The organism is Helicobacter sp. NHP19-012 (genome assembly GCF_019703325.1).
GTDB classification, from domain to species: Bacteria; Campylobacterota; Campylobacteria; order Campylobacterales; family Helicobacteraceae; genus Helicobacter; species Helicobacter gastrofelis.
On sequence record NZ_AP024819.1, the window covers coordinates 109,289 to 133,891 of the forward strand.

The 24,603-nt window shown below is 48.2% G+C and carries 23 protein-coding genes and 2 pseudogenes; 21 read left to right on the forward strand and 4 right to left on the reverse strand.

The genetic code is table 11. The features are described 5' to 3' along the window. The first annotated feature begins 3 nt into the window (after positions 1–3). From K6J74_RS00515 to K6J74_RS00610, 21 genes and pseudogenes are all read left to right on the forward strand, one after another. Positions 4–801 carry an NADH-quinone oxidoreductase subunit C gene (locus K6J74_RS00515; protein WP_221272006.1) on the forward strand — a complete coding sequence of 266 codons (798 nt, stop codon included), beginning with the start codon at positions 4–6 and terminating at the stop codon, positions 799–801. Further along, a complete protein-coding gene (gene nuoD / locus K6J74_RS00520) occupies positions 801–2,030 on the forward strand; it encodes an NADH dehydrogenase (quinone) subunit D (protein ID WP_221272007.1) in 1,230 nt (409 codons plus the stop codon). The genes K6J74_RS00515 and nuoD overlap by 1 nt, the downstream gene beginning before the upstream one ends. Next, a complete protein-coding gene (locus K6J74_RS00525) occupies positions 2,027–2,281 on the forward strand; it encodes an NADH-ubiquinone oxidoreductase subunit E family protein (protein ID WP_221272008.1) in 255 nt (84 codons plus the stop codon). The genes nuoD and K6J74_RS00525 overlap by 4 nt, the downstream gene beginning before the upstream one ends. After that, positions 2,269–4,655 (forward strand): annotated as a pseudogene (locus K6J74_RS00530) (NADH-quinone oxidoreductase subunit G). Before K6J74_RS00525 ends, K6J74_RS00530 begins: the two are co-directional and overlap by 13 nt. Continuing rightward, a complete protein-coding gene (nuoH, locus tag K6J74_RS00535) occupies positions 4,652–5,644 on the forward strand; it encodes an NADH-quinone oxidoreductase subunit NuoH (RefSeq protein ID WP_221272009.1) in 993 nt (330 codons plus the stop codon). Before K6J74_RS00530 ends, nuoH begins: the two are co-directional and overlap by 4 nt. A 4-nt stretch (positions 5,645–5,648) precedes the next feature. Then, positions 5,649–6,299: pseudogene (nuoI, locus tag K6J74_RS00540) on the forward strand (NADH-quinone oxidoreductase subunit NuoI); the annotation flags it as partial. 202 nt (positions 6,300–6,501) lie between these two features. Next, positions 6,502–7,026 carry an NADH-quinone oxidoreductase subunit J gene (locus tag K6J74_RS00545; protein ID WP_221272011.1) on the forward strand — a complete coding sequence of 175 codons (525 nt, stop codon included), beginning with the start codon at positions 6,502–6,504 and terminating at the stop codon, positions 7,024–7,026. After that, a complete protein-coding gene (gene nuoK, locus K6J74_RS00550) occupies positions 7,026–7,328 on the forward strand; it encodes an NADH-quinone oxidoreductase subunit NuoK (RefSeq protein ID WP_221272012.1) in 303 nt (100 codons plus the stop codon). The genes K6J74_RS00545 and nuoK overlap by 1 nt, the downstream gene beginning before the upstream one ends. A gap of 13 nt (positions 7,329–7,341) precedes the next feature. Then, complete coding sequence (gene nuoL, locus K6J74_RS00555; protein WP_221272532.1) at positions 7,342–9,186, forward strand: NADH-quinone oxidoreductase subunit L; 1,845 nt, start codon at positions 7,342–7,344, stop codon at positions 9,184–9,186. Between the two features lies 1 nt (position 9,187). After that, the gene (locus K6J74_RS00560; RefSeq protein WP_221272013.1) at positions 9,188–10,690 is read left to right on the forward strand and encodes a complex I subunit 4 family protein; all 1,503 of its coding nucleotides are present in this window, start codon (positions 9,188–9,190) and stop codon (positions 10,688–10,690) included. 9 nt (positions 10,691–10,699) lie between these two features. Then, positions 10,700–12,145 carry an NADH-quinone oxidoreductase subunit N gene (locus K6J74_RS00565; protein ID WP_221272014.1) on the forward strand — a complete coding sequence of 482 codons (1,446 nt, stop codon included), beginning with the start codon at positions 10,700–10,702 and terminating at the stop codon, positions 12,143–12,145. Next, positions 12,145–14,490 (forward strand): DUF7494 domain-containing protein, encoded by a 2,346-nt coding sequence (locus K6J74_RS00570; RefSeq protein ID WP_221272015.1) that lies wholly within the window; start codon positions 12,145–12,147, stop codon positions 14,488–14,490. Before K6J74_RS00565 ends, K6J74_RS00570 begins: the two co-directional genes overlap by 1 nt. A 16-nt stretch (positions 14,491–14,506) precedes the next feature. Beyond that, entirely contained in the window at positions 14,507–16,021 is a 1,515-nt protein-coding gene (dnaB, locus tag K6J74_RS00575) for a replicative DNA helicase (RefSeq protein WP_221272016.1), read from the forward strand. Then, a complete protein-coding gene (locus K6J74_RS00580) occupies positions 16,005–17,261 on the forward strand; it encodes a ComEC/Rec2 family competence protein (protein ID WP_221272017.1) in 1,257 nt (418 codons plus the stop codon). Before dnaB ends, K6J74_RS00580 begins: the two co-directional genes overlap by 17 nt. A gap of 36 nt (positions 17,262–17,297) precedes the next feature. Further along, positions 17,298–18,170, forward strand: coding sequence for a menaquinone biosynthesis prenyltransferase MqnP (gene mqnP, locus K6J74_RS00585; protein WP_221272018.1), 873 nt, complete (start codon positions 17,298–17,300; stop codon positions 18,168–18,170). Continuing rightward, positions 18,161–18,709 carry a hypothetical protein gene (locus K6J74_RS00590; protein ID WP_221272019.1) on the forward strand — a complete coding sequence of 183 codons (549 nt, stop codon included), beginning with the start codon at positions 18,161–18,163 and terminating at the stop codon, positions 18,707–18,709. Before mqnP ends, K6J74_RS00590 begins: the two co-directional genes overlap by 10 nt. Beyond that, entirely contained in the window at positions 18,693–19,214 is a 522-nt protein-coding gene (locus K6J74_RS00595; protein ID WP_221272020.1) for a helix-turn-helix domain-containing protein, read from the forward strand. The genes K6J74_RS00590 and K6J74_RS00595 overlap by 17 nt, the downstream gene beginning before the upstream one ends. Further along, the gene (locus K6J74_RS00600) at positions 19,214–20,011 is read left to right on the forward strand and encodes a phosphatidylserine decarboxylase (protein WP_221272021.1); all 798 of its coding nucleotides are present in this window, start codon (positions 19,214–19,216) and stop codon (positions 20,009–20,011) included. The genes K6J74_RS00595 and K6J74_RS00600 overlap by 1 nt, the downstream gene beginning before the upstream one ends. Next, entirely contained in the window at positions 20,004–20,132 is a 129-nt protein-coding gene (locus tag K6J74_RS08300; protein WP_260321611.1) for a hypothetical protein, read from the forward strand. The genes K6J74_RS00600 and K6J74_RS08300 overlap by 8 nt, the downstream gene beginning before the upstream one ends. Beyond that, entirely contained in the window at positions 20,129–20,953 is an 825-nt protein-coding gene (gene nadC, locus K6J74_RS00605) for a carboxylating nicotinate-nucleotide diphosphorylase (RefSeq protein WP_221272022.1), read from the forward strand. The genes K6J74_RS08300 and nadC overlap by 4 nt, the downstream gene beginning before the upstream one ends. After that, positions 20,953–21,792, forward strand: a complete 840-nt coding sequence (locus tag K6J74_RS00610) for a thiamine-phosphate kinase (protein WP_221272023.1) — start codon at positions 20,953–20,955, stop codon at positions 21,790–21,792. Before nadC ends, K6J74_RS00610 begins: the two co-directional genes overlap by 1 nt. On the opposite strand, the gene K6J74_RS00615 is transcribed toward K6J74_RS00610, so the two are convergent. From K6J74_RS00615 to K6J74_RS00630, 4 genes are read right to left on the reverse strand one after another with little or no spacing between them, the layout of a single operon-like run. Beyond that, positions 21,773–22,159, reverse strand: coding sequence for a hypothetical protein (locus K6J74_RS00615; protein ID WP_221272024.1), 387 nt, complete (start codon positions 22,157–22,159; stop codon positions 21,773–21,775). The two genes, K6J74_RS00610 and K6J74_RS00615, sit on opposite strands and share 20 nt — an antisense overlap. Beyond that, a complete protein-coding gene (locus K6J74_RS00620; protein WP_221272025.1) occupies positions 22,159–22,431 on the reverse strand; it encodes an AtpZ/AtpI family protein in 273 nt (90 codons plus the stop codon). The genes K6J74_RS00615 and K6J74_RS00620 overlap by 1 nt, the downstream gene beginning before the upstream one ends. Next, positions 22,409–23,722, reverse strand: coding sequence for a glutamate-1-semialdehyde 2,1-aminomutase (gene hemL / locus K6J74_RS00625; RefSeq protein ID WP_221272026.1), 1,314 nt, complete (start codon positions 23,720–23,722; stop codon positions 22,409–22,411). The genes K6J74_RS00620 and hemL overlap by 23 nt, the downstream gene beginning before the upstream one ends. 6 nt (positions 23,723–23,728) lie before the next feature. Next, on the reverse strand, positions 23,729–24,283 hold the full coding sequence (locus K6J74_RS00630; RefSeq protein ID WP_053829318.1) for a YceI family protein: 555 nt from the start codon (positions 24,281–24,283) through the stop codon (positions 23,729–23,731). Positions 24,284–24,603: the final 320 nt, after the last annotated feature.

The following is a 24,603-nucleotide window of genomic DNA, read 5'->3' on the forward strand; positions in this document are numbered from 1 at the left end:
CATATGGTTAGAAAACAACGCCCTAACGCCAATATCCAAAAGCAAGTCCATTACTCCGATCGCTTCTATGTCGTGCCTAAAACGCCCAAAGTTGCCATTATCGGCTCGCCCTATGAAGTGATTTACAACCATATCAGCTACTACCACAAGGTGCTAGCAAGCTTCATTGAGCTAGGCACAGCGGTGTTTGTGATCGAAGTTAGCGAAGTGGATAAAGTCGCTGAACGATTAAAGAATTTGGGCTATGAATCTTTAAGCGAAATGAGTGCGATCGACTTTTTAGAAAAAAGGGGGGAGTTTGAGCTGTTTTATCAGTTTTTATCCTACCTGCCCGGCTATGCCACCAAACGCCGATTACGCCTAAAAGCGGTGTTGAAAAAAGGCGACAACCCCCCCACTTTAAGCCACTTATACCGCTCGGCTGTGTGGAGCGAAAGGGAGGCATATGACATGTTTGGCATTGTCTTTGAGGGGCATAAACATTTAAAACGCATTTTAATGCCCGATGATTGGGTGGGACACCCCCTTTTAAAATCCTATCCGCTCAAAGGCGATGAACATGCCGCATGGTATGAGGTGGATAAGATTTTTGGCAAAGAGTATAGAGAAATCATAGGTCCTGAGCAAAGGGATAGTGCAAGGGTAGATGAAAAGGACACCTTCAACTTCTCTAAAGTGGGGCACACGCAAGAAAAAGGCTTGCCCCTAGAGGACAAGGCGGGCAAATACGCCTTTGAAAAGTCGGCGTTCGTCAAAGACCTACACAGCCAAGAGCCCACAGAGTTAAAGGATCGCCCCTAATGGCACAGATTTTCACCAAACTCAAACCGCAATTTGAAAATGTCTTGTTTGAGAGAGACGATAAGCAAATGGTGATTAACTTTGGTCCCCAACACCCGTCTTCACACGGGCAGTTGCGTCTCATTTTAGAGCTAGAGGGCGAGAAAATCACCAAAGCCACACCCGAGATCGGCTACTTGCATCGAGGCTGTGAAAAGCTGGGCGAGAACATGACCTATAACGAGTATATGCCCACCACCGACCGCCTAGACTACACTTCTTCTACGAGCAATAACTACGCTTTCGCCCATGCGGTAGAGATGCTTTTAGGCGTTACAATCCCTAGGCGTGCCCAAGTGATCCGCACTTTGCTTTTAGAGCTTAATCGTGTGATCTCGCACATTTTCTTTTTAAGCGTGCATGCCTTAGATGTCGGGGCGATGTCTGTGTTCTTGTATTGCTTTAAAACCCGTGAATATGGGCTAGATTTGATGGAGGATTATTGTGGGGCAAGGCTTACGCATAATGCCATTAGGATCGGGGGCGTGCCCTTAGACTTGCCACCTAACTGGCTTGAGGGGCTTAAAAAATTCATGCAAGAAGTGAGGGATTTGCATAAACTTGTGGGCGGCTTGTTAGATAGCAACCGCATTTGGAAAGCCCGCTTAGAAAATGTCGGCACAATCACCAAAGAGCAAGCCAAATCGTGGGGGGCGAGTGGGATCATGTTAAGGGGCACTGGGATCGCCTATGATGTGCGTAAAGAAGAGCCCTATGAGCTTTACCCTGAGCTAGACTTTGACATACCCGTAGGCAATTATGGGGATAGTTACGATCGCTACCAACTCTACATGCTTGAGATTTTAGAGTCCTTACGCATTTTAGAGCAATTAATCCCCATGTACGCCCCCACAGAGCCTAGCATAATGGCACATGCCCCGCAATACTTCAGCGCCCCCAAAGAGGACATCATGAGCCAAAATTACGCCTTAATGCAACACTTCGTCCTAGTAACGCAAGGCATGCGTCCGCCAAGAGGCGAGGTGTATGCCCCCACCGAGTCGCCCAAAGGCGAATTAGGCTTTTTTATCCACTCACAGGGCGAGCCCTACCCCTACCGCTTAAAAATCCGTGCCCCGAGCTTTTTTCACATAGGCTCGATGCAAGATATTTTAGTGGGGCAGTATCTAGCAGACGCTGTAACGATCATTGGCTCAAGCAATGCCGTCTTTGGGGAGGTGGATCGATGAAACGCTTTGACTTGAGGCATTTAAGAAATGAGCCTAATAGTGCTGTGATTGAGCGTATGGGGGCAATTTTAGATCAGAGTGTACGTCCCGGGGAGGTGGCGATTTTCATGTTTGAAGTGGTGGATTTTGGCATTGTGGAGCAGAGTGCAGAGGCGATTAGAGATCGGGGGGATATTTTGATGAACTCATTGCGTTTTAATCGGGTGGATTGGACTTTAGTGGTGAAAAGGGCAAATGCATGCCAAGCATAGAAATAGACGGGCAACAAGTAGAATTTAGCGAGGGGCAGACAGTCCTAGAGGCGGCACGAAGTGCTGGGGTGTATATCCCTGCCATTTGCTATTTGAGCGGGTGCTCGCCCACGGTGGCTTGCAAAATGTGCATGGTAGAGGTGGAGGGCAAGAGGGTGTATGCGTGCAACACCAAGCCCAAAGCCAACACCAAAGTCGCCACAATGACGCCCACTTTAGTGGCAGAACGCCAAATGATCATGCAAACCTACGATGTCAATCACCCCCTAGAGTGTGGGGTGTGCGACAAAAGCGGGGAGTGCGAACTGCAAGACATGACACACCGCACCCTAGTGGATCGGCAACCCTTTAGCGTGAGGGACAATTTAAAGCCCTTCGCCTTTTGGGCACAAGCGTCTTACGACCCGAATTTATGCATCATGTGCGAACGCTGTGTTACCACTTGTAGCGACAACATAGGCGATAGCAATTTAAAGGCAAGCAAGGCGAATTTACACGCCCCCGACAAATTCAAAGAGAGCATGCCTAAAGACCCCTTTAGCGTGTGGAGCCGCAAACAAAAGGGCATGATCGCCTTCGTGGGCGACACGCCTTGCTATGATTGTGGGGAGTGTATCGCCGTGTGCCCGGTGGGGGCGATTGTCTATAAGGACTTTAGCTACAAAGCCAATGCGTGGGAGTTAAAGCACATCGATTCGACTTGCATGCATTGTGCGGCAGGGTGCTTATTGGATTATCAAGTCCGCCATTTTGACACTTTGGGCGAAGAGCAAAAATCTTTAGAGTCGGCAACGACTTTTACCACAACCCCATTTGTGGGGCTGGACGCTTTGCTTTTGATTTGCACGCTTCAAGGGGGGGGAGTCGCAACATAGAGCAAGCGGTGCAGAAGTTTAAAGAGGCAAAGGCAGTGTATATCGGGGGGGACATGACAAATGAAGAGGCGTATTTGTTGGAGCAAATGCGTCAAATTTGTGGTTTTAGCCTGCATAACGATAAACTTTACGCTTACCAAGAGTTTTTAAAGACTTTTAGCCCCACGCCCCACGACTTAAAAGATTTAAAAAGCTCTAATTGTGTGCTAAGTTTGGGCTCAAGGCTAAAAAATGAAAACCCCCTACTTAGATATGCCATCGCCAACGCCTTAAAGGTGAATAAAGGCACGAGCCTTATTTACGCCCACCCCCTAGAGGACATGGCGGTAGAGAAAATCAGCCGTAGCGTGGTGAGCGTGTGCCACGCTGTGGGGGCGGAGGAGATCATTTTAGGGGCGTTTTTAATGGCTCTAGGCATTAATAGCCCGAGCTTAGAAAGTTTAAAGGCGAGTGCTATTATCGAGCCTGAGCCTGGGCCTGGGCCTGAGCCTACAGAAGTCGCAGAGGGTGCAGCAAAGCCCGAGCCCAAAAAAGCCGAGCCCATACCCCCCGTGTATGCCATGCTAGAGGGCGTTAAATTAGACAGCCCCACCTATGAGAAAATCAAAGCCCTTATAGAAAAAGCCCCTAGCATAGCTCTTTTAATCGGGCCTGAGATTTACGCCCACCCCAAAGCTAAAAACATCGCTTTAATGCTGCAAGAAGCAAGCAAATTAGACAAACTCAAAATCTTTTTAATCCCCCCCACAAGCAACGCTTTAGGCATTGTGTCGCTTTGCACTTTAGAAAAGGACAGCAAAGCTAGCCCTAGTGTGGGGGTGCGGACTAAAGGGGATTTTGTGATCGATAGCGATTGCGTGGATAGCAATAAAGTCGCCCAAAGCCCCGTGGATTTTATTTTGCCTAGCTTCAACCAAATGGAGGCGAGCATGGTAAATTTAGAGGGGCGGGTGTTACCTTTACGCCCCGCTTTAGCCTATGAGGGGCTAGACTTTGCCGACATTGCCCAGCATTTTGGCTTTTATGGCGAAACGCTAGCCGAATACACCCACGAATTGCCTACAGAAAAGGGCTTTTTAGGCGTGGCGTATGATGATTTGACAAACTTTTACGCCAATGACAAGAGCAACCACAGGGGCTATAAACTTAACACAAGCCCCAAAGAAAGCACAGAAGAAAGCCAAGCCATAACCCCCCTAGAAAGTGCCCTAGAGTTCAACGCCTATTTGCAATTTGCCGAAACGCAGTTTAACACCCACACTCTAAAGAGCCAAAATCTACAGCTCAAAGAGGGCATTTACACTTCTAAGGCACATTTAGAGAGTTTGGGGCTAGAGGAGGGCACAACCATTAGCCTAAAAAGAGAGGGGCATACACTCACAGGCAAGGTGTATATCGATCACAGCCTAAAAAGCAGCGTGTTTATGGCAAGCCCTAGCCTAGACACTGAAGGGGTGTTTGCTAGCCCCTTTGAAACTTTAGAGTGGGAGCGTGCATGAGTGCTGAAATTGTAGAAACCATCATTAAAATCTTAGTGGTGGTGCTAGTGTTCTCTGGGCTAGGGGCGTTTGGGACTTATTTAGAACGCAAAGTCTTGGCTTATTTTCAAAGGCGTTTAGGCCCTACTTATGTGGGCCCCTTTGGGCTGTTACAAGTGATCGCCGATGCGATCAAGCTTTTCACCAAAGAGGACATTATCCCCCAACATGCCAACCGCTTGATTTTCTCTATCGCTCCCGTGATTGCGATGGTGAGTGCCTTTGTGAGCATGGCACCCATCCCTTTCTTTGGCGACTTTAAAGTCTTCGGGCACACCATTAAGCCCATCATCTCCGACATTAATGTCGGGCTTTTGTTTTTCTTAGCGGTGGGCTCAGCGAGCATTTACGCCCCCCTTTTAGCCGGGCTTGCGTCTAACAGCAAGTATTCTTTAATCGGGGCGGCAAGGGCGACCATACAGCTTTTAAGCTTTGAAGTGGTGAGTACTTTAACGATTTTAGCCCCTATTATGGTAGTAGGCTCGCTCTCTTTAGTAGAAATCAACCAATACCAAGAGGGGGGCATGTTGCACTGGTTAGTGTTTAAACAGCCCTTAGCCTTCTTTTTATTCTTAATTTCTAGCTATGCCGAGTTAAACCGCACCCCTTTCGACTTACTAGAGCACGAGGCGGAGATCGTGGCGGGCTTTTGCACGGAGTATAGTGGCTTGCGTTGGGGCATGTTTTTCTTAGCCGAATACGCCCATTTATTCGCCTTTTGCTTTGTGATTTCTCTCATTTTCTTTGGGGGTTACAATGCGTGGGGCTTTATCCCGGGGGGGATTGCAATTTTGATTAAAGTCTGTTTCTTTGTGTTTTTATCCATGTGGGCGCGAGCGACCTTCCCCCATGTCCGCCCCGACCAGCTCATGCGTTTGTGTTGGAAGATCATGCTCCCTTTAGCCCTAGTCAATATCCTAGCCACTGGGCTAGTCATTTTACTTTTTTAAGGAGGTGCTTGTGGGACAAAACTACAAGTGGCTAGACCCCAAGAAGCCAAGCCCCAAACTCTTAGACACGCTCAAAACCAGCTTTGGGCTAGAGTTGTTTAAGGGCTTGGGGCTCACCATTAAAGAGTTTTTCAGCAAAGAAGTTACCATACACTACCCTATGGAGGTGTTGCCCTTAAGCCCTAGATATAGGGCAGTGCATCACCTACAAAGGCTTTTGGAGTCGGGCAGTGAGCGGTGTATCGGCTGTGGATTGTGTGAAAAGATTTGCACGAGTAATTGCATCCGTATCATCACCCACAAGGGCGAGGACGAGAGAAAATACATAGACAGCTACACCATCAATTTAGGACGCTGCATTTATTGCGGCTTGTGTGCGGAGGTTTGCCCCGAGCTTGCCATTGTGATGGGGCAACGCTTTGAAAACAGCAGCGTGCAACGCTCCCAATTTGGAGGCAAGGCAGAGTTTCTAACCGACATAGAAAGTGCCAAAAACCATACCCACCAAGAGTTCATGGGCTTTGGTGCGCCTAGCACAAACGCTAATGAACGCTTAGCCCAAACCCCCCTAGATTACGCCCTAAAAGAAGAGAAAGAAGAAGAGACCAAAGATGAGGGCAAAAAAGAGGAGGCTAAAAAAACAAAAGAAGCCAAAGAGGTAAAAGAAGTGAAGGGAGAGGTAAAAGGGGAGGCTGAGGCTAAAGGCGTGCAAGAGAAAAAAGAGGGGGTAAAAGAGACGAAGGAAGCTGGAGCTAAAGAGGCAAAAGAGGCACAAGCCACTAAAGAAGCACAAGAGACACAAGAGAATAAAGAGGGGGCAACAGAGGGTAAAGAGAAAAAAGAGAAGGAGGAGAGCCATGCTTGAAACCCTTGCCTTTTACTTCTTCGCCGCTTTGACTTTAGGCATGGCGTTTGTGGTGGTAACAACCACAAACATTTTATACGCCATGACTTCGCTAGCAGCGGCTATGGTGTTTGTGTCTGCCTTTTTCTTTCTCTTGGACGCGGAGTTTTTAGGCGTGGTGCAAATCTTAGTCTATGTGGGGGCGGTGGTGGTGATGTATGCCTTTGGCATGCTCTTTTTGAATGCGTCCAAAGAGGTGCAAGAGAGAAAACACGCCCCTAAAATCCCTGCCCTGCTTGCCATTGCCCTAGCCCTAGTGCTGGTGGCACTTTTAGGCGCGCCCTTTATCTCGCATTACGCCCACAGCCTACAAGAGAGCTTAAACCCCGACTTAAACACTTCAAACACCAAGCTCATTGGGTATGTGCTTTTCACTAAATACCTAGTCGCCTTTGAAGTGGGGGCGTTCATGCTCTTAGTCGCCCTAGTCGGGGCGATGGCAAGTGCCCTTAAAAAAAGCCCTACAAAGGATCGTTGATGGTTACCCTGTCGCATTATTTAGTCTTTTCGGCTCTGCTCTTTAGCGTAGGGCTCTTTGGCATGCTAAGACGCAAGAATATCTTAATGCTCTTTTTCTCTACAGAAATCATGCTAAATGCCATCAATGTCGCCTTTGTGGCAACCGCCCACGCCCTAAAAAACATAGACGGGCAGATTTTCGCTTTGTTTATGGTGGCGGTGGCGGCGGCTGAAGTGGCGGTGGGGCTAGGGCTTGTGATTTTGTGGCACAGAAAACACAAAAGCCTAGACATAGACACTCTAGCACGCATGAGGGGCTAGTATGCAAGAGAGCATGTGTGCGTCTTTGGTGTTGGAGGCGGTGTTGCTCTTGCCCTTGCTTGGGGCCCTTTATGCTGGGCTTTTTGGCACTTGCCCTAAAAGCTTGCAAGTGGGGGTGGTGAATTCTAGCCTGCTGGGGCTGTCCTTTTTAGGGGCGTTGTATTTATTGAATTTAAGCCTACACCACCAAAGCGTACAAGCAGTGTTGTTTGACTGGATCACGCTCGGGGGCTTTAGCGTCAAGTTTTCTTTTGGGCTAGACTCTATTGGTGCTGTGATGATTGTGGTGGTTACTTTAGTGTCCTTCTTGGTGCATGTGTATTCAATCGGCTATATGCTACACGACAAGGGCTATAACCGCTACTTTAGCTATCTCTCTGGCTTTGTCTTTTCTATGCTTGTCTTGGTGCTTAGCGATAACTTCTTGGGGCTGTTTGTGGGCTGGGAGGGCGTGGGGCTTTGCTCTTATTTACTCATTGGCTTTTGGTATCATAAAGAGAGTGCCAACAATGCGTCCATTGAAGCCTTTGTGATGAACCGCATCGCCGATTTAGGCATGCTCATGGGGATTTTGCTGGTGCAATGGACTTTTGGCTCATTGCAATACAGCGTGGTTTTTGCCAATATCGCAAACACTAATCCGCACACGCTCTTTTGTATCGGGCTCTTGCTCTTCATTGGGGCGGTGGGTAAATCCGCCCAGTTCCCCCTACACACTTGGCTAGCCAATGCGATGGAGGGGCCCACACCTGTATCCGCTTTAATCCACGCCGCCACTATGGTTACCGCTGGGGTGTATCTAGTCATTCGCGCCCACCCCTTGTATAGTGCCTTGCCTGAATTGGGCTATGGTATTGCCTGCTTGGGGGCGTTTGTGGCACTCTTTGGGGCCAGCATGGCGTTAGTGAATAAAGATTTAAAACGCATTGTGGCGTACTCCACACTCTCACAGCTGGGTTATATGTTCGTGGGTGCAGGGCTTGGGGCTTACTGGATTGCCTTGTTTCACCTTTTCACCCACGCCTTTTTTAAAGCCTTGCTGTTCTTGGGGGCGGGCAATGTCATGCACGCCATGCACGATGAGCTAGACATTAGCAAAATGGGCGGGCTGTATAAGCCTTTAAAAACCACCGCCATTTTAATGGGGCTTGCTTCGCTAGCCCTGTGTGGGCTCTACCCCTTTGCTGGCTTTTTCTCTAAGGATAAAATCCTAGAAGTCGCCTTTGCTACAGGACACCACGGGCTCTTCTTAGCTCTACTCGTAGGCGCGCTTTTCACCGCCTTTTATAGTTTTAGGCTCTTAATGCTCGTGTTCTTTGCCCCCAAAGTGCATACAATCGAGCACCCCCACGAAGCCCCTAGCTTTATGTTATGGGCGATGCTCCCCTTAGCGATTTTAGCGGTGGTGGCGGGCTTTTTTGAGCATGGGTTTTTTCATTTTGTTTCCCAAGCGATCAAAGTGCCTTCTTTTGCCGATTACCCCGTGCCTAAATTGCTCTTATTGGCTCTCACCACCATTGGGGTGTTGCTCTCCATTGCTTACGCCGTGCAAAAGTATAAAAAGGACTTTGGCAATAAAGAAGGCGGCTTTTTCTACCGCCTGCTTTTAAACCAATACTATATCCCGGCTCTGTATGGGGCGATCTCTAAGGCGTTTTTAAGCCTTGCTTTTTGGGTGTGGCGTAAAATTGAAGTGCGTATGCTCGATGCCTTTGTGGATACCATTGCCAAAATCCCCACTTTAATCGGGCAAATGCTAACCCCCCTACAAAGCGGCAATTTGAGCGGGGCACTTAGGCTCATGGCTTTTGGGGTCGTGGCGATCATTTTTATCACAATGTTAAGTTTTTGGAGTTAGTATGGACGCACTTTTGCCCCACCACTTTTTAAGCGTGTTGATTTTCTTCCCCATTGTGGCGTGCTTGCCCCTATTTGGCTTGAGCGAAAAGCACGCCAAGCCCTATGGGGTGTTGGTAACCGCCCTTGAGCTCGCCCTTGTTGTGGGGCTGTGGGTGCTCTTTGACAAGGACACGGGGGTGTTGCAATTTGAAGAGTTTGCCGACCTTGTCAAGCAAGCAGGGATCAACTACCATGTAGGCGTGGATGGGATTTCTTTAATCCTATTGGTGCTGACCGCCTTCATTTTATTCTTGCTCGCCCTGTATGTGAGTAAGCACATAAAAGACATGCTGATTTGTATCTTGCTCTTAGAGGGCATTTTAATGGGAGTTTTCACTTCCCTTAATCTCATTTTCTTTTATGTCTTTTGGGAGGTGTCGCTCTTGCCCGTGCTTTATATGATCGGGCGTTATGGCGTAGGGCCCAAAGTCTATTCAGGGCTTAAATTCTTCCTTTACACCTTTTTGGCTTCGCTTTTCATGCTCTTAGCCATTTTATATTACGCCCATGCCTGCAGCCTTGCCCTAGACACCCCCTTTAACTTTGATTTAGAAACCTTTAACAGCGTCATGTTGCCCCCCAAAGTACGCCTTTGGGTGTTTATCGCCTTCTTTGTGGGCATTGCGGTGAAAATCCCCATTTTCCCCTTCCACAACTGGTTGCCCTACGCTTATGGCAACGCCCCCGTAGTAGGCTCTGCCGTGCTTTCGGCTTTGCTCTTAAAAATGGGGACTTATGCGATGGTGCGCTTCTTACTCCCCTTATTCCCTAATGTGATCTTGCATTACTTCTTGCCCCTAAGCGTCTTAGCCCTTTTAATGGTGCTTTATGGGGGGCTTTTGGCGAGCGCACAAAAAGAAATGAAACGCTTGATTGCCTACAGCTCCATGTCGCATATGGGCGTGGCTTTGCTTGGGCTTTACGCCTTGAATGTCGAGGGCGTGGGGGGTGCTGTCTTTACCATGTTCTCGCACGGGCTAGTGAGTGCCGGGCTGTTTATCTTGGTGGGGGTGCTCTTGGATCGCTGCAATTCTAGCAAGATTGTCGCCTTTAAGGGCGTGGCACACTCTATGCCGGCGTATGCGGCGTTTTTCATGGTGCTTCTCTTAGCCAATGTGGGCATGCCCCTTACAAGCGGCTTTGTGGGTGAGTTTTTAAGCCTACTTGGCTTTTTTAAAAGCTCTCCGTTTATAGCGTTTTTAGCGGGGACGACCATTATTTTATCCGCTATTTATATGCTAGTGTTGTATAAAAAGGTGTTCTATGGTGCAGAGCCGCAAGGCTTCTATACCCTTAAAAAAGCCAAAGCCCTAAGCCCCTTAAGCTGTGCTGAAAAAAGCGTTTTGGCTCTCTTGGTGGCGGCGGTGCTCTTTTTAGGCATTTACCCTAAACCGCTGCTTGCTCCCATTGAGCAAAGCGTGCAAGTGCTCTTAGAAAGCCTACAAGGGCGCATCAATGCCTAAGGAAAGACAATGAATCCCTTGATCTCATCTCTCATGCCCGAGTTAGACCTACAAGTGTTAATGCCCCTATTTCTGTGCGTAGGGGGCGGGGTTTTCTTGCTGCTCTTAAATGTCAGGGGCTTTTCTAAACCTTTAAGCGTGGCAATCGCCGGGCTGATCCTTGCCTTTAGCGTGCTGTGGATCGCCTTTTACAACCCCCCCACAGATAGCGTGGGCGACTTCTTAACCGATGGTGCGTCTTTGAGTGGGCAGCTTTTCATCGCCCTAGCAAGCTTGCTCCTGCTGCTCTTAGCCCTAAGCAAAGAGAAATTTAGCGAGTTTGAAACCCCCGAGTTTTACCCCCTTTACCTTTTTATGGTGGGCGGCTTCACGCTCATGGTTTCTACCGATCATTTGCTCTTGATTTTCTTGGGGCTAGAGAGCGCATCTTTGGCGATGTGTGTTCTTATGGCACTTAATGGCAAACAAACGGGGCTAGAAGCGGCGGTGAAATACTTCACTATGAGTGTCTTAGCGGGGGTGTTCTTTGTGCTGGGTGTGGCTTTGCTCTACCTACTCACGGGGCATTTAGACTTAAGCGGGGTGGGCGATGGGCTAAGGAGCGTGTTTTTCCACCACGAGCCCAAAGCCCTACCCCTATTCTTTGTCGCTTTGGCGTGCATGCTAGGGGCGATCGGCTTTAAGGTGTCCTTAGTGCCCTTTCATACTTGGATGCCCGACATCTACGAGGGCAATAGCCCCGTTTTTGCCGGCTTCATCTCCATTGTCCCCAAAATGGCGGGGCTAGTGGTGATGTTAAGGGTGCTTTACGCCTTTATGAATACTGAATCCTTTGTCATTGAAAACCTTTACACGGCTCTCATTGCGCTCACAATCACAATCCCCAATGCTATGGCGCTCTTGCAAAAAGATGTCAAGCGCATGATGGCTTATAGCTCGATCTCGCATACGGGTTTTGCCTTAGCGTGCGTGGCAGGTGGCGCGGGGGCGTTGTTTGGCTATTGGCTCTTGTTTTTAATCACCAATATCGGGGCGTTTGCGATTTTGTGGATGGTAACCAACCAAGAGGACGCGAAACAAAACACCTACACCTACCCCTATGATCGTTTTAACGGGCTCATCCAAACCAAACCCCTTTTAGCGATCTTAAGCGCAATTTTCTTATGTTCCTTAGCCGGTATTCCGCCTTTTTCCATGTTTTGGGGCAAGGTGATGGTTTTAGAGCAGGTGATTAACCAACACCAAGTCTTTTTACCCATTGTGATGGTGCTCAATAGTGCGGTGAGTGCGGTGTATTACCTACGCTTGCTTGTGGCGATGTTTTTTAAGACCCCAGGCACCACCCTCGCCACAAACGCCACTCCTGCCCTTTATAGCGTCAGCACTGCGATGGCATTCTTGTGCGTGTTCTCTATCTTTGTGCTGCGCCTTTATTTAAACTCTAGCCAAGCTTGATGTTGCGCCTATTTGCCCTTTTTTGCGCCTTCTTGCCCTTTTTGCACGCCCTTGATTTGAGCGTAACCAAGGGGCGGGAGAAGGACTCCAATTTCGCCACCTTGACCCTTAAAAACGATAAACCTTTCGCCTGCGAATTCATTAAATACCCTAGAGTAGAGATCACTTGCACAATTGCGTCCGTGCCTAAGATCGGTTTCATGCCCTTTAAAACAGAGTTTTTTAAAGTGTCCTACGAAATAAAAAATTTTATTTTCCATTTACACATTAGACCCAAATTCCAAGAAGCCTTATTTGCGCTCCCCTACGACTACAAACAGAGCATCCCCATACAAAAACTCCAACTCAAAATTTCTAAGGTGTGGCAAGTGGTGGGCTTTTACAAGCAACTGCCGTTTTTGACCCCCAAAGACCCCAGAGCCCCTAGCAATGTGGGGTTAAATTTTCCTATTCTCATAAACGGGGCGCAAACCCCCTATATCCAAGAATTAGATGTCGACAATAGACCCCTAACCTACTCCAAAGGTCAAGACTTAGAAGAGTATTTAGCCTTAAAACAACTCATTAAAAATGGCGACTACTTGGAGGGCTTAGAAGCCATTAGTCGGATCTTTAGGCTTTACCCCAATAGCATTTTTAAGAAAGACTTGTATTTTTACGAGATTGTCGCCTTGAGTGCACTCAAAAAAAAGCAAGACCTAACAACACAAATCGCCACGCAGTGGATCAAACTCTACTCCTCAGACCCCAAAATCCCCTATGTTCTCTATTTGTTGGGCAATGCCTATAGCCAAATCAACTACACCATCCAAGCCACCAGAGCCTACAAGCGCATCATTGATGAATACCCAGACAGCCGCTACACCCCCCTAGCCCAAATGCATTTAGCCGAGCAAGCCGCTAGTGGCGGGGATCGCTCTGGTGCACTCACCCTCTTTCAAAAGGCATATAGTGAGGCTAAGGACATTGAGAGTGCGAGCCAAATCGCCTTTAGTTGGGGGTCTTTTGATGTAGACAATGGAGGCAAGAACGCCACCTTGATTTTAAATAAAATCATCTATGGCAACCCTGAGTACTTCACGAAACACCCAAGCCAATCCTACGATCTACTCATTGCTCTAAAAACACAATCCATTTTCAGTCCAGCCATTAAAATCGCCACTTTGCTTTCCCACGATGATAGCGATAAGACTATCCAAGAAAAGGCTGCTTTTGAGTTGGGCTTTCTCTACGCTAAAAACAACCAACCCAACGAAGCCCACTTTGCGAATTTAGAATACCTAGACAACTACACCAATGTGGTCCACATCGCCTTGGTTAAAGCTAGAGATGAGCAAGTCTTGTTTGCTATGCGTGGGGATTATAAAGAAAAGTTAGATCGCTACAACCAAGTTTTAAAAGATTACCCCAAAACCTCTAAAGAGCACCGAAAAGCCCTAGAGTATAAGGCTAAATTGCTCTTAGAGCGCCACTACTACAGCCAAGTTTTAAATATGGGACTCCCTAAAGACTCCCCAGCTATGCAAGAAGCCCTATTGCAACAAGAGCGTCAAGCCCTAAAAGAGGCCGATTGTAAAAGCTTTAGTGCTTACTTAGTGCGTATGGATAAAATCAATCCACACGGCTTTAACGATGAAGAACAAATCGAAGCCTTTGATTGTTTGTATGAAAATGCCCTTTACGACAAAGCCGCTATTTTTTCAACCACAGCTATAAAAGATAAACCCATTGACAAACTCCCTTGGCTTTATAGACAGGGGCGCAACCTCTACGCTTTAAATGACTACCAAAACTCTTTACTGGCGGCTAAGGATGCATTGACTTTAGCCAATCTTAAAAAACAGCCCAAGTACTACGACATCGCCTTCACCGTATTTTTAGACTATATGAAAACCAATAACCCCCAAGAAGCTTTTAAAATCTATAGCCAATTACAAAAAGAATTTAAGGATGATGAGCGGATGATTGAAGTGTATGCCTTGCTTTTAGAGAGCGAGCAGCGGGGCAAGAATAACCCTACAACTTTAGAACTTTACGCTAAAAGCCTTCTTGCCTTGCAAAGGCGCTACGAAAATAACAGCTACACTCCCTATGCCCAAAACCAGCTCATCAGCGCACTAAGCAGAGGGGGCAAAATCCAAGAAGCTTTGCAACAAAGCGATGCCCTCCTAACCCTAAAGCTTGAGCCTAAAGAACGCCAACGCGCCCTTTATAACAAGGCGACCTTACAGCGCCAAAAGAACGACAAAGAGGGAGCTAAAAAGACCTTCCAAGCTTGCGTTGCCATTAAACAATCTTCAGCTTGGAAAGACTTATGCCAACAAGCTCTAAATTTATTAAAGTAGGTCAATAAGCAGCACTATGTTAGAAACTTCACACACCGATGATGACTTGATTTTGATGGAAAGGGTGGTGCTCTCCGCCCTATTAGACAGCCAACAATTTGAGGACTTTTCTAGTCAGCTTAAAAGTGAGGACTTTTCTAGCCCCGCCCATGGCAAGCTCTTTGAGTATTGCAGTCAGCTACACGCCGAGCAAAAGCCCATAAGTGCCATGTTTTTAGAGAAAAAGGCACAGGGCAATCCACAAGTCCTAGACGCTTTGGCTTTGGTGATGCAAACAAATCCCCTAGCGGATTTAAGAAGCTATATCCACGCCATCAAAGAGGCTTCCACAAAACGGCATTTAATGCGCCTAGCCCTGCAAATCCGTGAGCTGTGCCAACAAGACCGCCCCACCGCAGACATCCTAGACAGCATTGAGCGCAAGGTTTATCAAATCTCTTTGGACAATGTAGAAACGGGCTTTAAGGACATGGCTAAGGTATTGAAAGACACCTTGAAAATGATTGCGGAGGCGAAAGCTAGGGGCAATGAAAAACTCATAGGGCTAGACACGGGGTTTTTAAAGCTCAATGAACTCACGGGGGGTTTTTCGCCCGGTGATTTAATCATCATTGGGGCACGCCCGAGCATGGGAAAGACTAGCCTAGTGCTCAACTTTGCCAAAACCACCTTAAACCACAACCAAGGCGTGGCAATTTTTAGCATAGAGATGGGGGCAGAGCAACTCATGATGCGCATGCTCTCTTGCTACACGAATTTACACCTACACAACATCAAAAATGGCAATTTAAGCGAAGATGAGTGGGAGAGGCTCACCAAACACACACAACAAATCTACGATAAACCGCTTTACATAGATGATGCCGGGCTGTTAAACATCCGCCAAGCCCGCTCTAAGTTGCGTAAACTCAAGCACGAACACCCCGAAATTGCCCTAGCGATCATTGACTATTTGCAGCTCATGAGGGGCGATGGGGAGGACAGCCGCCACGAGCAAATCGCCAAAATCAGCCGGGAGCTAAAGATTTTGGCTAGAGAGCTTAATATCCCCATCATTGCTCTGTCACAGCTCAACCGCTTACTAGAGAGCAGAGAGGACAAACGCCCGATTTTGTCGGATTTAAAAGAAAGTGGAGCGATCGAGCAAGACGCCGATCAAGTCTTGTTTCTTTACCGCGATGCGGTGTATAAGCACAGAGAACACAATGACAGAGTAGCGAAGTTGCGCAAGGAAGGCAAGGTGGAGGAGGCAAAGAATTTAGAGAAAAAATTTAATGCATTGCAAGACAGTCTGCGCTACGAAAAGGAGCAAGCCGAAATAATTTTAGCCAAAAACCGCAATGGGGGGACTGGCACGGTGAAAGTCCATTTTGACAAGATTTACACTCGCTTTAGCGACATCCCCAAAGAGGGAGAAGAGCCACAGGGTGATCAAACGCCCACAAACATCAACATGGGCGATGGCATGCCAAGCAACTTTAACATGCCAAACCCCATAGATGGTGGATGGGGCGATGATTGCCCCTTCTAATAACCCCATCCCCCTTCTGCAAAGCCCAAAAGAAAAGATTTTTGCCTTGCTGTTGTTGCTCAGTTTATGCGCCCTCTCTTTTGGTGTGAAGCACCAACAATACAAAGTCTTTTTAAGCAAGAAACCCCTAGAGTTGCACGCTCAAGTGTTGTTACAATATCCTAAAAATGGCCATTTTGTGTTGAAACTACAAGACACGCACAACAACCACTTTTACATCACGAGTGAAGAGGACATCAAGGACTTAACCCACCACTTCGTGCGCGCGTGGGGCAAAATGGGGCGGTGTTCCTTTTGGCAGTTTCTTAAAAATTGCTATTTTCACACCTTGAAACTCTCCCTAGAAAACAAAAGCGACCCCACCGCCCCCTGGCGCGCCTTCATCAACAAACAGCACCAAAACCTGCTCATGGCTAACTTTTATAGGACTTTATTTTTAGCCGACCCTTTGGACCAACGCTTAAGGCAGGTGGTCGTGGGTTTTGGGGTAAGCCCCTTAATTGCCATCAGCGGGTTTCATTTAGGCTTGCTGAGCGCGTTTTTCTTTTACCTACTAAGCCCGCCTTATAAATTTTTGCAACAACGCTATTTCCCCTACAGAAACCGCTATTTTGATCTAATGGCCGTGGTGTTAATGGCTCTCTTTGGGTATTTAATCTTACTGCACTTCCAACCCGCTTTTTTAAGGGCATATGTCATGGCACTCTTGGGCTTTGTCTTGGTCTATGGAGGGTTGGAGCTTGTGAGCTTTTGGCTCTTGGGCTTAAGCGCGCTTCTTTGCCTTGCCTTATTCCCTAATTTGGTGCGCTCCGCCGGATTTTGGCTGTCTGTGGGCGGGGTGTTTTATATCTTTCTCTTTATCAAATACATGCCCAAAATGCCCGCATGGCTCTACGCCCTGCTCTTTAATGCCGGCATTTTTATTTTAATGTTGCCCTTAGTGCATTTTTTCTTTGCCCCCTTTGGGGCTACGCAACTTGGCATCATTTTGCTCTCTTTCGTGTTCGTGGTGTTTTTCCCCTCGGTTTTGATCTTGCACGCCCTGCATTTAGGTGGATTATTAGACCCCTACTTGCTCTCTTTGGTGCGCTTGCCCTTGCATTTAAAAAGTTTTTTCACCCCCGCTTGGTTTTTATGCGCCTATGTGGGCTTGTCGCTTTTAGCTATGCGTTTCTTTTGGGCGTGGGTGGGGGTGGGCGTAGTGGGGGTGGGCTTTTTGCTCTATCTGTTGATTTTGTAATTTTATGTTAGAATAGGGGCTTTTAAAGAGGTTTTAATGTTAGAAAAGCTCAAGCTTTTAGGCTATTTGGTGGCGATCGAGCACACCATATTTTCAGGTATGTTTATTTTAATCGCCCTTGTGGTGGCGGGCTTGCAGGCGCATTTGGGCTTTGTTGAGGGCGTGCAGACTTTGTTTCTATGCGCTTTGGCCTTGCTCTTTGCGCGCAACTTTGCCATGGGCTTTAACCGCTTAGCCGATCGCAAATTCGACATTAAAAACGAGCGCACCAAGAACCGCCCGAGCGTGGATGGGCGCATTTCGCTCACCACTTTGCGGGTGTTTTGTGTGGCAAATGCTTTAGGCTTTGTGGGTGTGAGCTATGCCATCAATGCCCTTGCCTTTAAACTCTCCCTGCCCTTTTTGGCGATTTTAGCGGGCTATTCTTACATGAAACGCTTTAGCTATTTGGCGCATTTAGTGCTGGGCGTGTGCTTGGGGCTTGCGCCCATTGCGGGCGTGGTGGCGGTGCTAGGCACAATTCCGCTTTGGAGCTTGTGGCTGGCTTTGGGGGTGGCGTTTTGGGTGGCGGGTTTTGACTTGCTCTACTCCCTGCAAGACATGGAGTTTGACAAACAAGAGGGGCTTTACTCGGTGCCCGCAATCTTTGGCGCACAAACCACGCTGTGGGTGTCTAGGGCGTGCCACATTTTAGCCGTGCTCTTTTGGGCTCTCTTTGCCAAAAGCGCGCACTTAGGGGGCGTGGCTTGGCTAGGTGTAGGCGTGTGCCTTATGATTTTGATTTACGAGCAGTGGCTAGTGCTCAAAGACTTTAGGAATATCCCCAAGGCGTTTTTTGTGACGAATGGGTATTTGGGGGTGGTGTTTTTGGGTTTTATCGTCGTGGATAGGGGCTTGGCTTGGATTTAGAGGCGTGCAAGCGCGCTTGCGTGGAATTTGGCTTTTACACCCGCCTTGTAGCGGTGGCTCTGCCTTTAGAATTTGCCCCTTTAAAGCCCGAACACGAAAGCGAGTATTTGCAACTAGGCCAAAGCGAGGGGGGCTTTAGTGCCCCGTGGGAGGTTTTTTATGGCAAAGATCGCGAGGACATCATTTTTAAAGCCCTAAGCGAGATTTACCAAAAATTAGAGCGCATTGAGCGGTATTTGCACGAGCAGGATAGGGTCTACTTGCCCTTGGAGGGGGTGGGGGTGATTGGCGTGCTAGGGCATGGGATTTTGGGCGTTAAGAGCGTGGGGTTAAAAGAGGGGGAGCTGTATTACATGCGCACAAAACTACCCAAAACCCCTTATAAAAGGCTGGGCTTTGTGGCTAGGGCATTTACGCCCATGCTACTAAGTGTGGAGCGCATGCACGCGAACGACATTAAAGAGTGGGATAGCCACATCGCCCAAAGCGAATTAGAAAGTTTAAATGAAAGAAAGGCTATGCATGGACTTGAGCTTTAATGAAGTTCTGTGGATTGCGGGGGGAGGGGTGGTTTTGGTGTTTGTGTGTTTGGTCACCTACAGCCACTTGAAAGACAAAGAGTTTGCGAGCAAAACCAAGCAACTCGAAAAAGCCCTAGACACCATCAACCAAGAGATTTACAAAATCCGCAAGTGGATACAAGAAAACGAAATGCAAGCCGAGTTTAACGCCTCCAACATCAGCACCAATGTTAAAAACGAGGTCAACACGAACTTAAACACGAACCTAACTAATCTCTACAACCATTTGCAAGAAATTCAAGACACCATGCACAAGGATAGGGACTATTTGGAGGAAAAAATCATCGTGCTGGAGAATAAATTTAAAGAGCTCGGGCACTTCACCCCGGGCAGCGATGACATTGACGAAAAGCGGGTCATTCAGCTTTTTCAAGAGGGGCATAGCATCGACTCCATCGCCAAAGAATTGCGCATCAGCAAGGGGCAGATTGAGTTTGTATTGAAATTGGCGGATTTGCAATAGTGGCACAGAGCAACACCCTTTCAAAACTCTTTGGCAAGTTTTCTAGGTGCGCTTTCATCCCCCCCGTTCAATGGCTCATCAATTCTATTTATGTCCGCCTTTTTAACATCGATTTAGGCGGCTTTGCCCCCCTTAAAAGCTACCCCACTTTAAACGCCCTTTTTATAAGGGCTTTAGCCACCCCCCGCCCCATTGACGCTAACCCCAATGTCCTCATCGCCCCTTGCGACAGCACCATCAGCACTTGCGGGGCGGTGCAAGACAATTTAGCCCTACAGATTAAGGGCATGAGCTATCGGGTTAATGAACTACTGGGCAAGGGAGAGCAATTAGAAAACTACAGCTATTGCAACTTCTATTTATCGCCCAAAGATTACCACCGCTTCCACGCCCCTTGTGATTTAGAAATTACAGAGGTGCGCCACTTTTGCGGAGAGCTTTTGCCCGTAAATACCCCCGCCTTAAAGAAACACCAAAAGCTCTTCATCCGCAACGAACGGGTGGTGGTGGTGGCTAAAGACTCTAGGGGGCAGGTTTTATACTTCGTGGCGGTGGGCGCACTCAATGTGGGGCAGATTGTGTTGAATTTTGACATGCACATCCACACCAACGCCAAAATACACAAGAAGCCCCAAATCTACACCTACAACCCCCCCATTGCGCTTAAAAAGGGCGCAGAATTGGGGCGTTTTGAAATGGGCTCTACGATTGTGCTCTTTGTGCCTCATGTGGCGTTAAACGCAAGTATGGGGCAAAAGGTGCTCTTCTCCACGCCCATAGGCGCACTGCATGGGTAGTGCCCAAATCAAGCAACTTTTAAAGGATTTAGACGCGCTCTTGGTGGTGCATTTTTACCAAAAGGGTAGCGTGGCTAAATGGGCGAAGGCCGCCCTAGATAAAATGATGGAGCTGTCATGAAAGATTTACAGATACAAGCGTTTTTAAAGGATTGCTTAGCAGAGGACTTGGGCGCAGGGGATTTGTTCGCCCGCTTGGTGGAGGCTAAAGAGGTGCAGGCGGCGGTGCTCTCTAAAGATCGCGGGGTGTTCTCAGGGCAAGTTTACGCCACTGAATTGCTAGAGATGTTTGGATTAAAATATGCGTGGAAAATCCAAGACAAAGAGAGTTTCAACCCTAAACAAATTTTATTAGAAGTCTTTGGAGATTGGCGGCAGCTCTTGCAGATTGAGCGGGTGCTCTTAAACATTTTGCAACACAGCAGTGGGATCGCTACCAAGACGGCAGGCTTTGTGCGCCTTCTTCAAGGCTTACCCATCAGCCTATTAGACACGCGCAAAACCCGCCCGCTTTTAAGGGTGTTTGAAAAGTATTCGGTGAGAAACGGGGGCGCAAAGAACCACCGCATAGGGCTAGATGACGCTTTAATGGTGAAAGACACGCATTTAGCCCACATCGGGGATTTACACGCCTTCATCGCCAAAGCCCGCCAAGAAATCCCATGGACGGCTAAGATCGAGATCGAGGCAAGCACCGTTGCCATGGCGTGTGATGCCATGCAGGCGGGGGCGGACATTGTCATGTGCGACAACATGGACATTGAGAGCATTAAAGAGGTCGTAGCCGAGCGCAATAAAAATTACCCCCTAGTGCTCTTGGAGGCAAGCGGAAACATCACTGAAGAAAGCGTGCAAGCCTACGCCAAAAGTGGAGTGGATGCCATTAGCAGCGGTGCGCTCATCCACCAAGCGGTGTGGGTGGATTTTAGCTTTAAAATTTAGTGGATTTAGAAACAAGCTTTTTAAACACCCTTGCGCAAAGCGGGGTGGTGTGGGGGCTGGGCGATGACGCGGTGTTGTTAGATACCTCTAAAGCCCTTTACATGCTCGACATGTTTAGCGAGGGGGTGCATTTTAAACGGGGGTGGTTAAGTTACACCCAAATCGGGTATAAAGCCATGTGTGTGAATATCTCGGATGCCATTGCCATGGCAGCTTGCCCTAAATACGCTTTGCTGGGCGTGCAACTTGCTAGGGGGTGCAAGTTAGCCGAGATGAGGCAACTAGTCGCAGGGATAGCTCGGGCGTGTCAAGAGTTTAAGATTAAAATTGTGGGCGGGGACACCACGCTGGGGGCGCATTTGAGCCTAAGCGTTACTTTAATCGCTAAGAGTGCCAAGCCTTTAGAGCGCATTAAAATACGCCCTAGGGATTTATTGGTGCATACGGGCACACTTGGGCAAAGCGATAAGGACTTAAGGGCTCTTTTAAGGGGGGGCAGGGTGTCGCCTAAATCCAAATTTGCCCGCCCAAATCTACAAAACCTCCTGCCCTTCATTTTAAGCGCGCGCCCCTTCGTGCATGCCGGGCTTGACATTTCAGACGGGCTTTTAGCCGAGTGCAACCGCTTATCCAAACTGAATAAATTAGCATGCAAACTATATAAACCCCACAACAAAGCCTATTTGAGCGGAGAGGAGTATGAACTGCTCTTAAGCGTGCCCCCTAGGCACAAGCTGACCTTAATGAGACGCGCTAAGCAACACCGCGTGCGGCTAAACTTTGTGGGGGTAGTGGCTTATGGGCTTTCACATTACCGCCCTAAGATTTGGCACGCCTAAGGGCTTGCAAGACCACCACGCCCACCAAGCACGCCCCAAGCCCCACGAAGTACGCCACGGGCACTAAGAGTTTCAGCTCTAGCAAGCCAAATAACCCCCCTAAAAACACCCCGTAGGCAAGGATTTTTAGCCAGCCTAATGAGATTTGTAGCCCCAAACCAAAGGCAAAGAACTTAGAAGGCATGGGCTCTTTGGTGCTTTGTAGTTTGTTTTTCAGTTGTTGATAGCCGGCAAGTAAAATCAATAAGAAGCTTAAAAACGCCACTTCAAAGCTCAGCACCCCTAGCGCGCCAAAGAAGCAAAACACCCCCCCGGCACACAGCGCATTAAAGCCCAGTAAGAGCAAGGCGCACAGATAAGAGCACATCAGGTTAGGGGTTTGTATTTAGGGTCGTTTGCCAGCTCGTCTAGCTCTTTTTTAGCTTGTTTGTAGGCTTTGTAGACATTTAAAATCGCAGCCCCCACGCCCCAAGCCACGCCTAGCCAAAAGAGCCAAGAAACGCCCGTTAGTTTCACCAAGCCATAGCCTGCCCCAATGCCAAGCAAGAGAGCCACAACAATAGAAATGCCAAGGCTCAAGGCGTTCGCCCCCTCCACCACGGGTTTAAATTTGGGTTTAGACTCCGTGTTGGAGCTCATAAAAACTTGCTTGCGCCTTGCCTAAGCAGGCTTCAATGATGGGTGCGTCCATCGGGCTACAGATGAAGCTTGTTTCAAAGGCGGAGGCGGGCAGATACACGCCCTTTTGTAGCATTTTTTGGTGAAACTGCGCATAAAGGGCAGTGTTAGACTGCTTAGCATCTTCAAAGTTTGACACTTGCTTTTGGCTAAAGAAAAATCCAAACATACTCCCCCTAACGCAGGTTTGCAAAGCAAAACCGCAAGCGTGTGCCGCTTGTCTTAGCCCTTCGCAAAACTGATTAGCTAGCTTCTCTAGGCGTTCATACAGCTTGGGCTGTCGTTTGATTTTCTCCAACGCCACAATACCTGCTGCCACCGCTACGGGATTGCCGCTTAAAGTCCCGGCTTGATACACCCCACCCACAGGGGCGAGCAAGTCCATGATGTCTTGCCGTCCGCCAAAGCAGGCTAGGGGTAGTCCGCCCCCAATGACCTTGCCAAAAGTTACCAAGTCGGGGACTAAATGGTGCAAGCCCTGCGAACCACTGGCACTCGCCCTAAAGCCGCTCATCACCTCATCAAAGATCAACACCGCCCCCCTCTCTTTGCAAAGCTCTTGCAAGCCTTGTAAAAACTCGAGCGTAGCGGGCACAAGCCCCATATTGCCCGCAATGGGCTCAATGATCACACAGCCCACATTGCCCGCCTCAAAGCACGCCCTAACCGAGTCTAAATCGTTGTAGCGGGCGACTAGGGTGTGTTTGCTAAAGTCGTGGGGCACGCCTAAAGATGAAGGGTTGCCAAAGGTAGCGCATCCACTGCCTGCGCTCACCAGCAAGCTGTCGCTGTGCCCGTGGTAACAGCCCTCAAACTTTAAAATGTCGTCCTTACCGCTAAATGCCCTTGCGAGGCGGATCGCGCTCATCGTGGCTTCTGTGCCGCTGCTAACTAAGCGCACCTTCTCCACGCCCTCATAGCCCACCACAATCTTTTTTGCCAAAGTGGTTTCTAGCTCAGTGGGCGCACCAAAGCTTAAGCCCTTTTGCAGCGTATTAATGACTTGCTCTTCAATTTCAGGGTCGGCATGCCCAAAGAGCAGGGGCCCCCAACTCTGCACGAAATCCACATAGGTGTTGCCATCCACATCAAAGAGGGAGAACCCTCGCCCCTTAAAGATAAAGGGGGGCACGCCCCCGACACTCTTAAACGCCCGCACGGGGGAGTTCACCCCTCCCACAATCACCTGTTTGGCTTCGTTAAAATCGTTGATGCTGTGCAAGAGCGGGTGCTCCAACTCTTTTTTCGTCATTGTTGCCTATTCTTTAACGGGGGCTTTAAAGCTGATTTCTACTTGCGACCAAGTGAGTTTTTCATGCTGTGCACTGCATTTTTTAGCAAGTTCTTTAAACTCGTTGCTCAAACCAAATTCTAAAATATCGAGCACGCCCGTAGCGACCAATTCTTTGTTTTCAATTTTATAGCTCATGGGCACTTTCACGCTTTTGCCATTCATGCGCACACTAGCTAAAATCGTGCCTTGTTTGTCGCCCTCCACCACATTTCTAAAAATAACTTTGAGGGTTTTGTCTTTAAAGAGATCAAAAAACGCTTCTTTGACATTTTTAGTTTTAGTTGCATCGTGCAGATCCAACTGATCGGCATTGATGGTTGCGCTCGCCTTATCTAGGGTTTTGGCGATGCTGGAGGTGTCCTTACCAAATTTATAAACCACATGGTCAAAAGTCCCCTTCACGCCCGCCTTGTGCGCCGTTTTAAACGCCGTAAACTCCATGCTCGCCTTGCTCGTGTCTAGGCTCGCCGCGTGCATTAAACCATAAGCCAAAAACATGCCGATTGCTAATCTTTTCATTGCTTCTCCTTAAAATTTAGACCCACCCATGATAGCATGAAAACAAGATTTTTTAAGGGCTTTTAGGCTGTCTTGACGCACAGCCCCCTCAAAGTGGCGTAAAAATACGCAAAAACAAACACACCCCCTAGAAATAAGAGGTTCTGCGTTAAAATTGTGTATATGGAAATACAGAGCACGAGCGTTTTTAAAGTTGCTCTTTTGGAGGGGGAAACTTGGGTGTTAGAGGTTTTTGAAAAAATCAGGTTTGTGTGTGCAGTCTTTAAAGTTGCCACAGCGCACCGCTTAAAATCCCCCAAGCCATTTACAATCAACTTGAG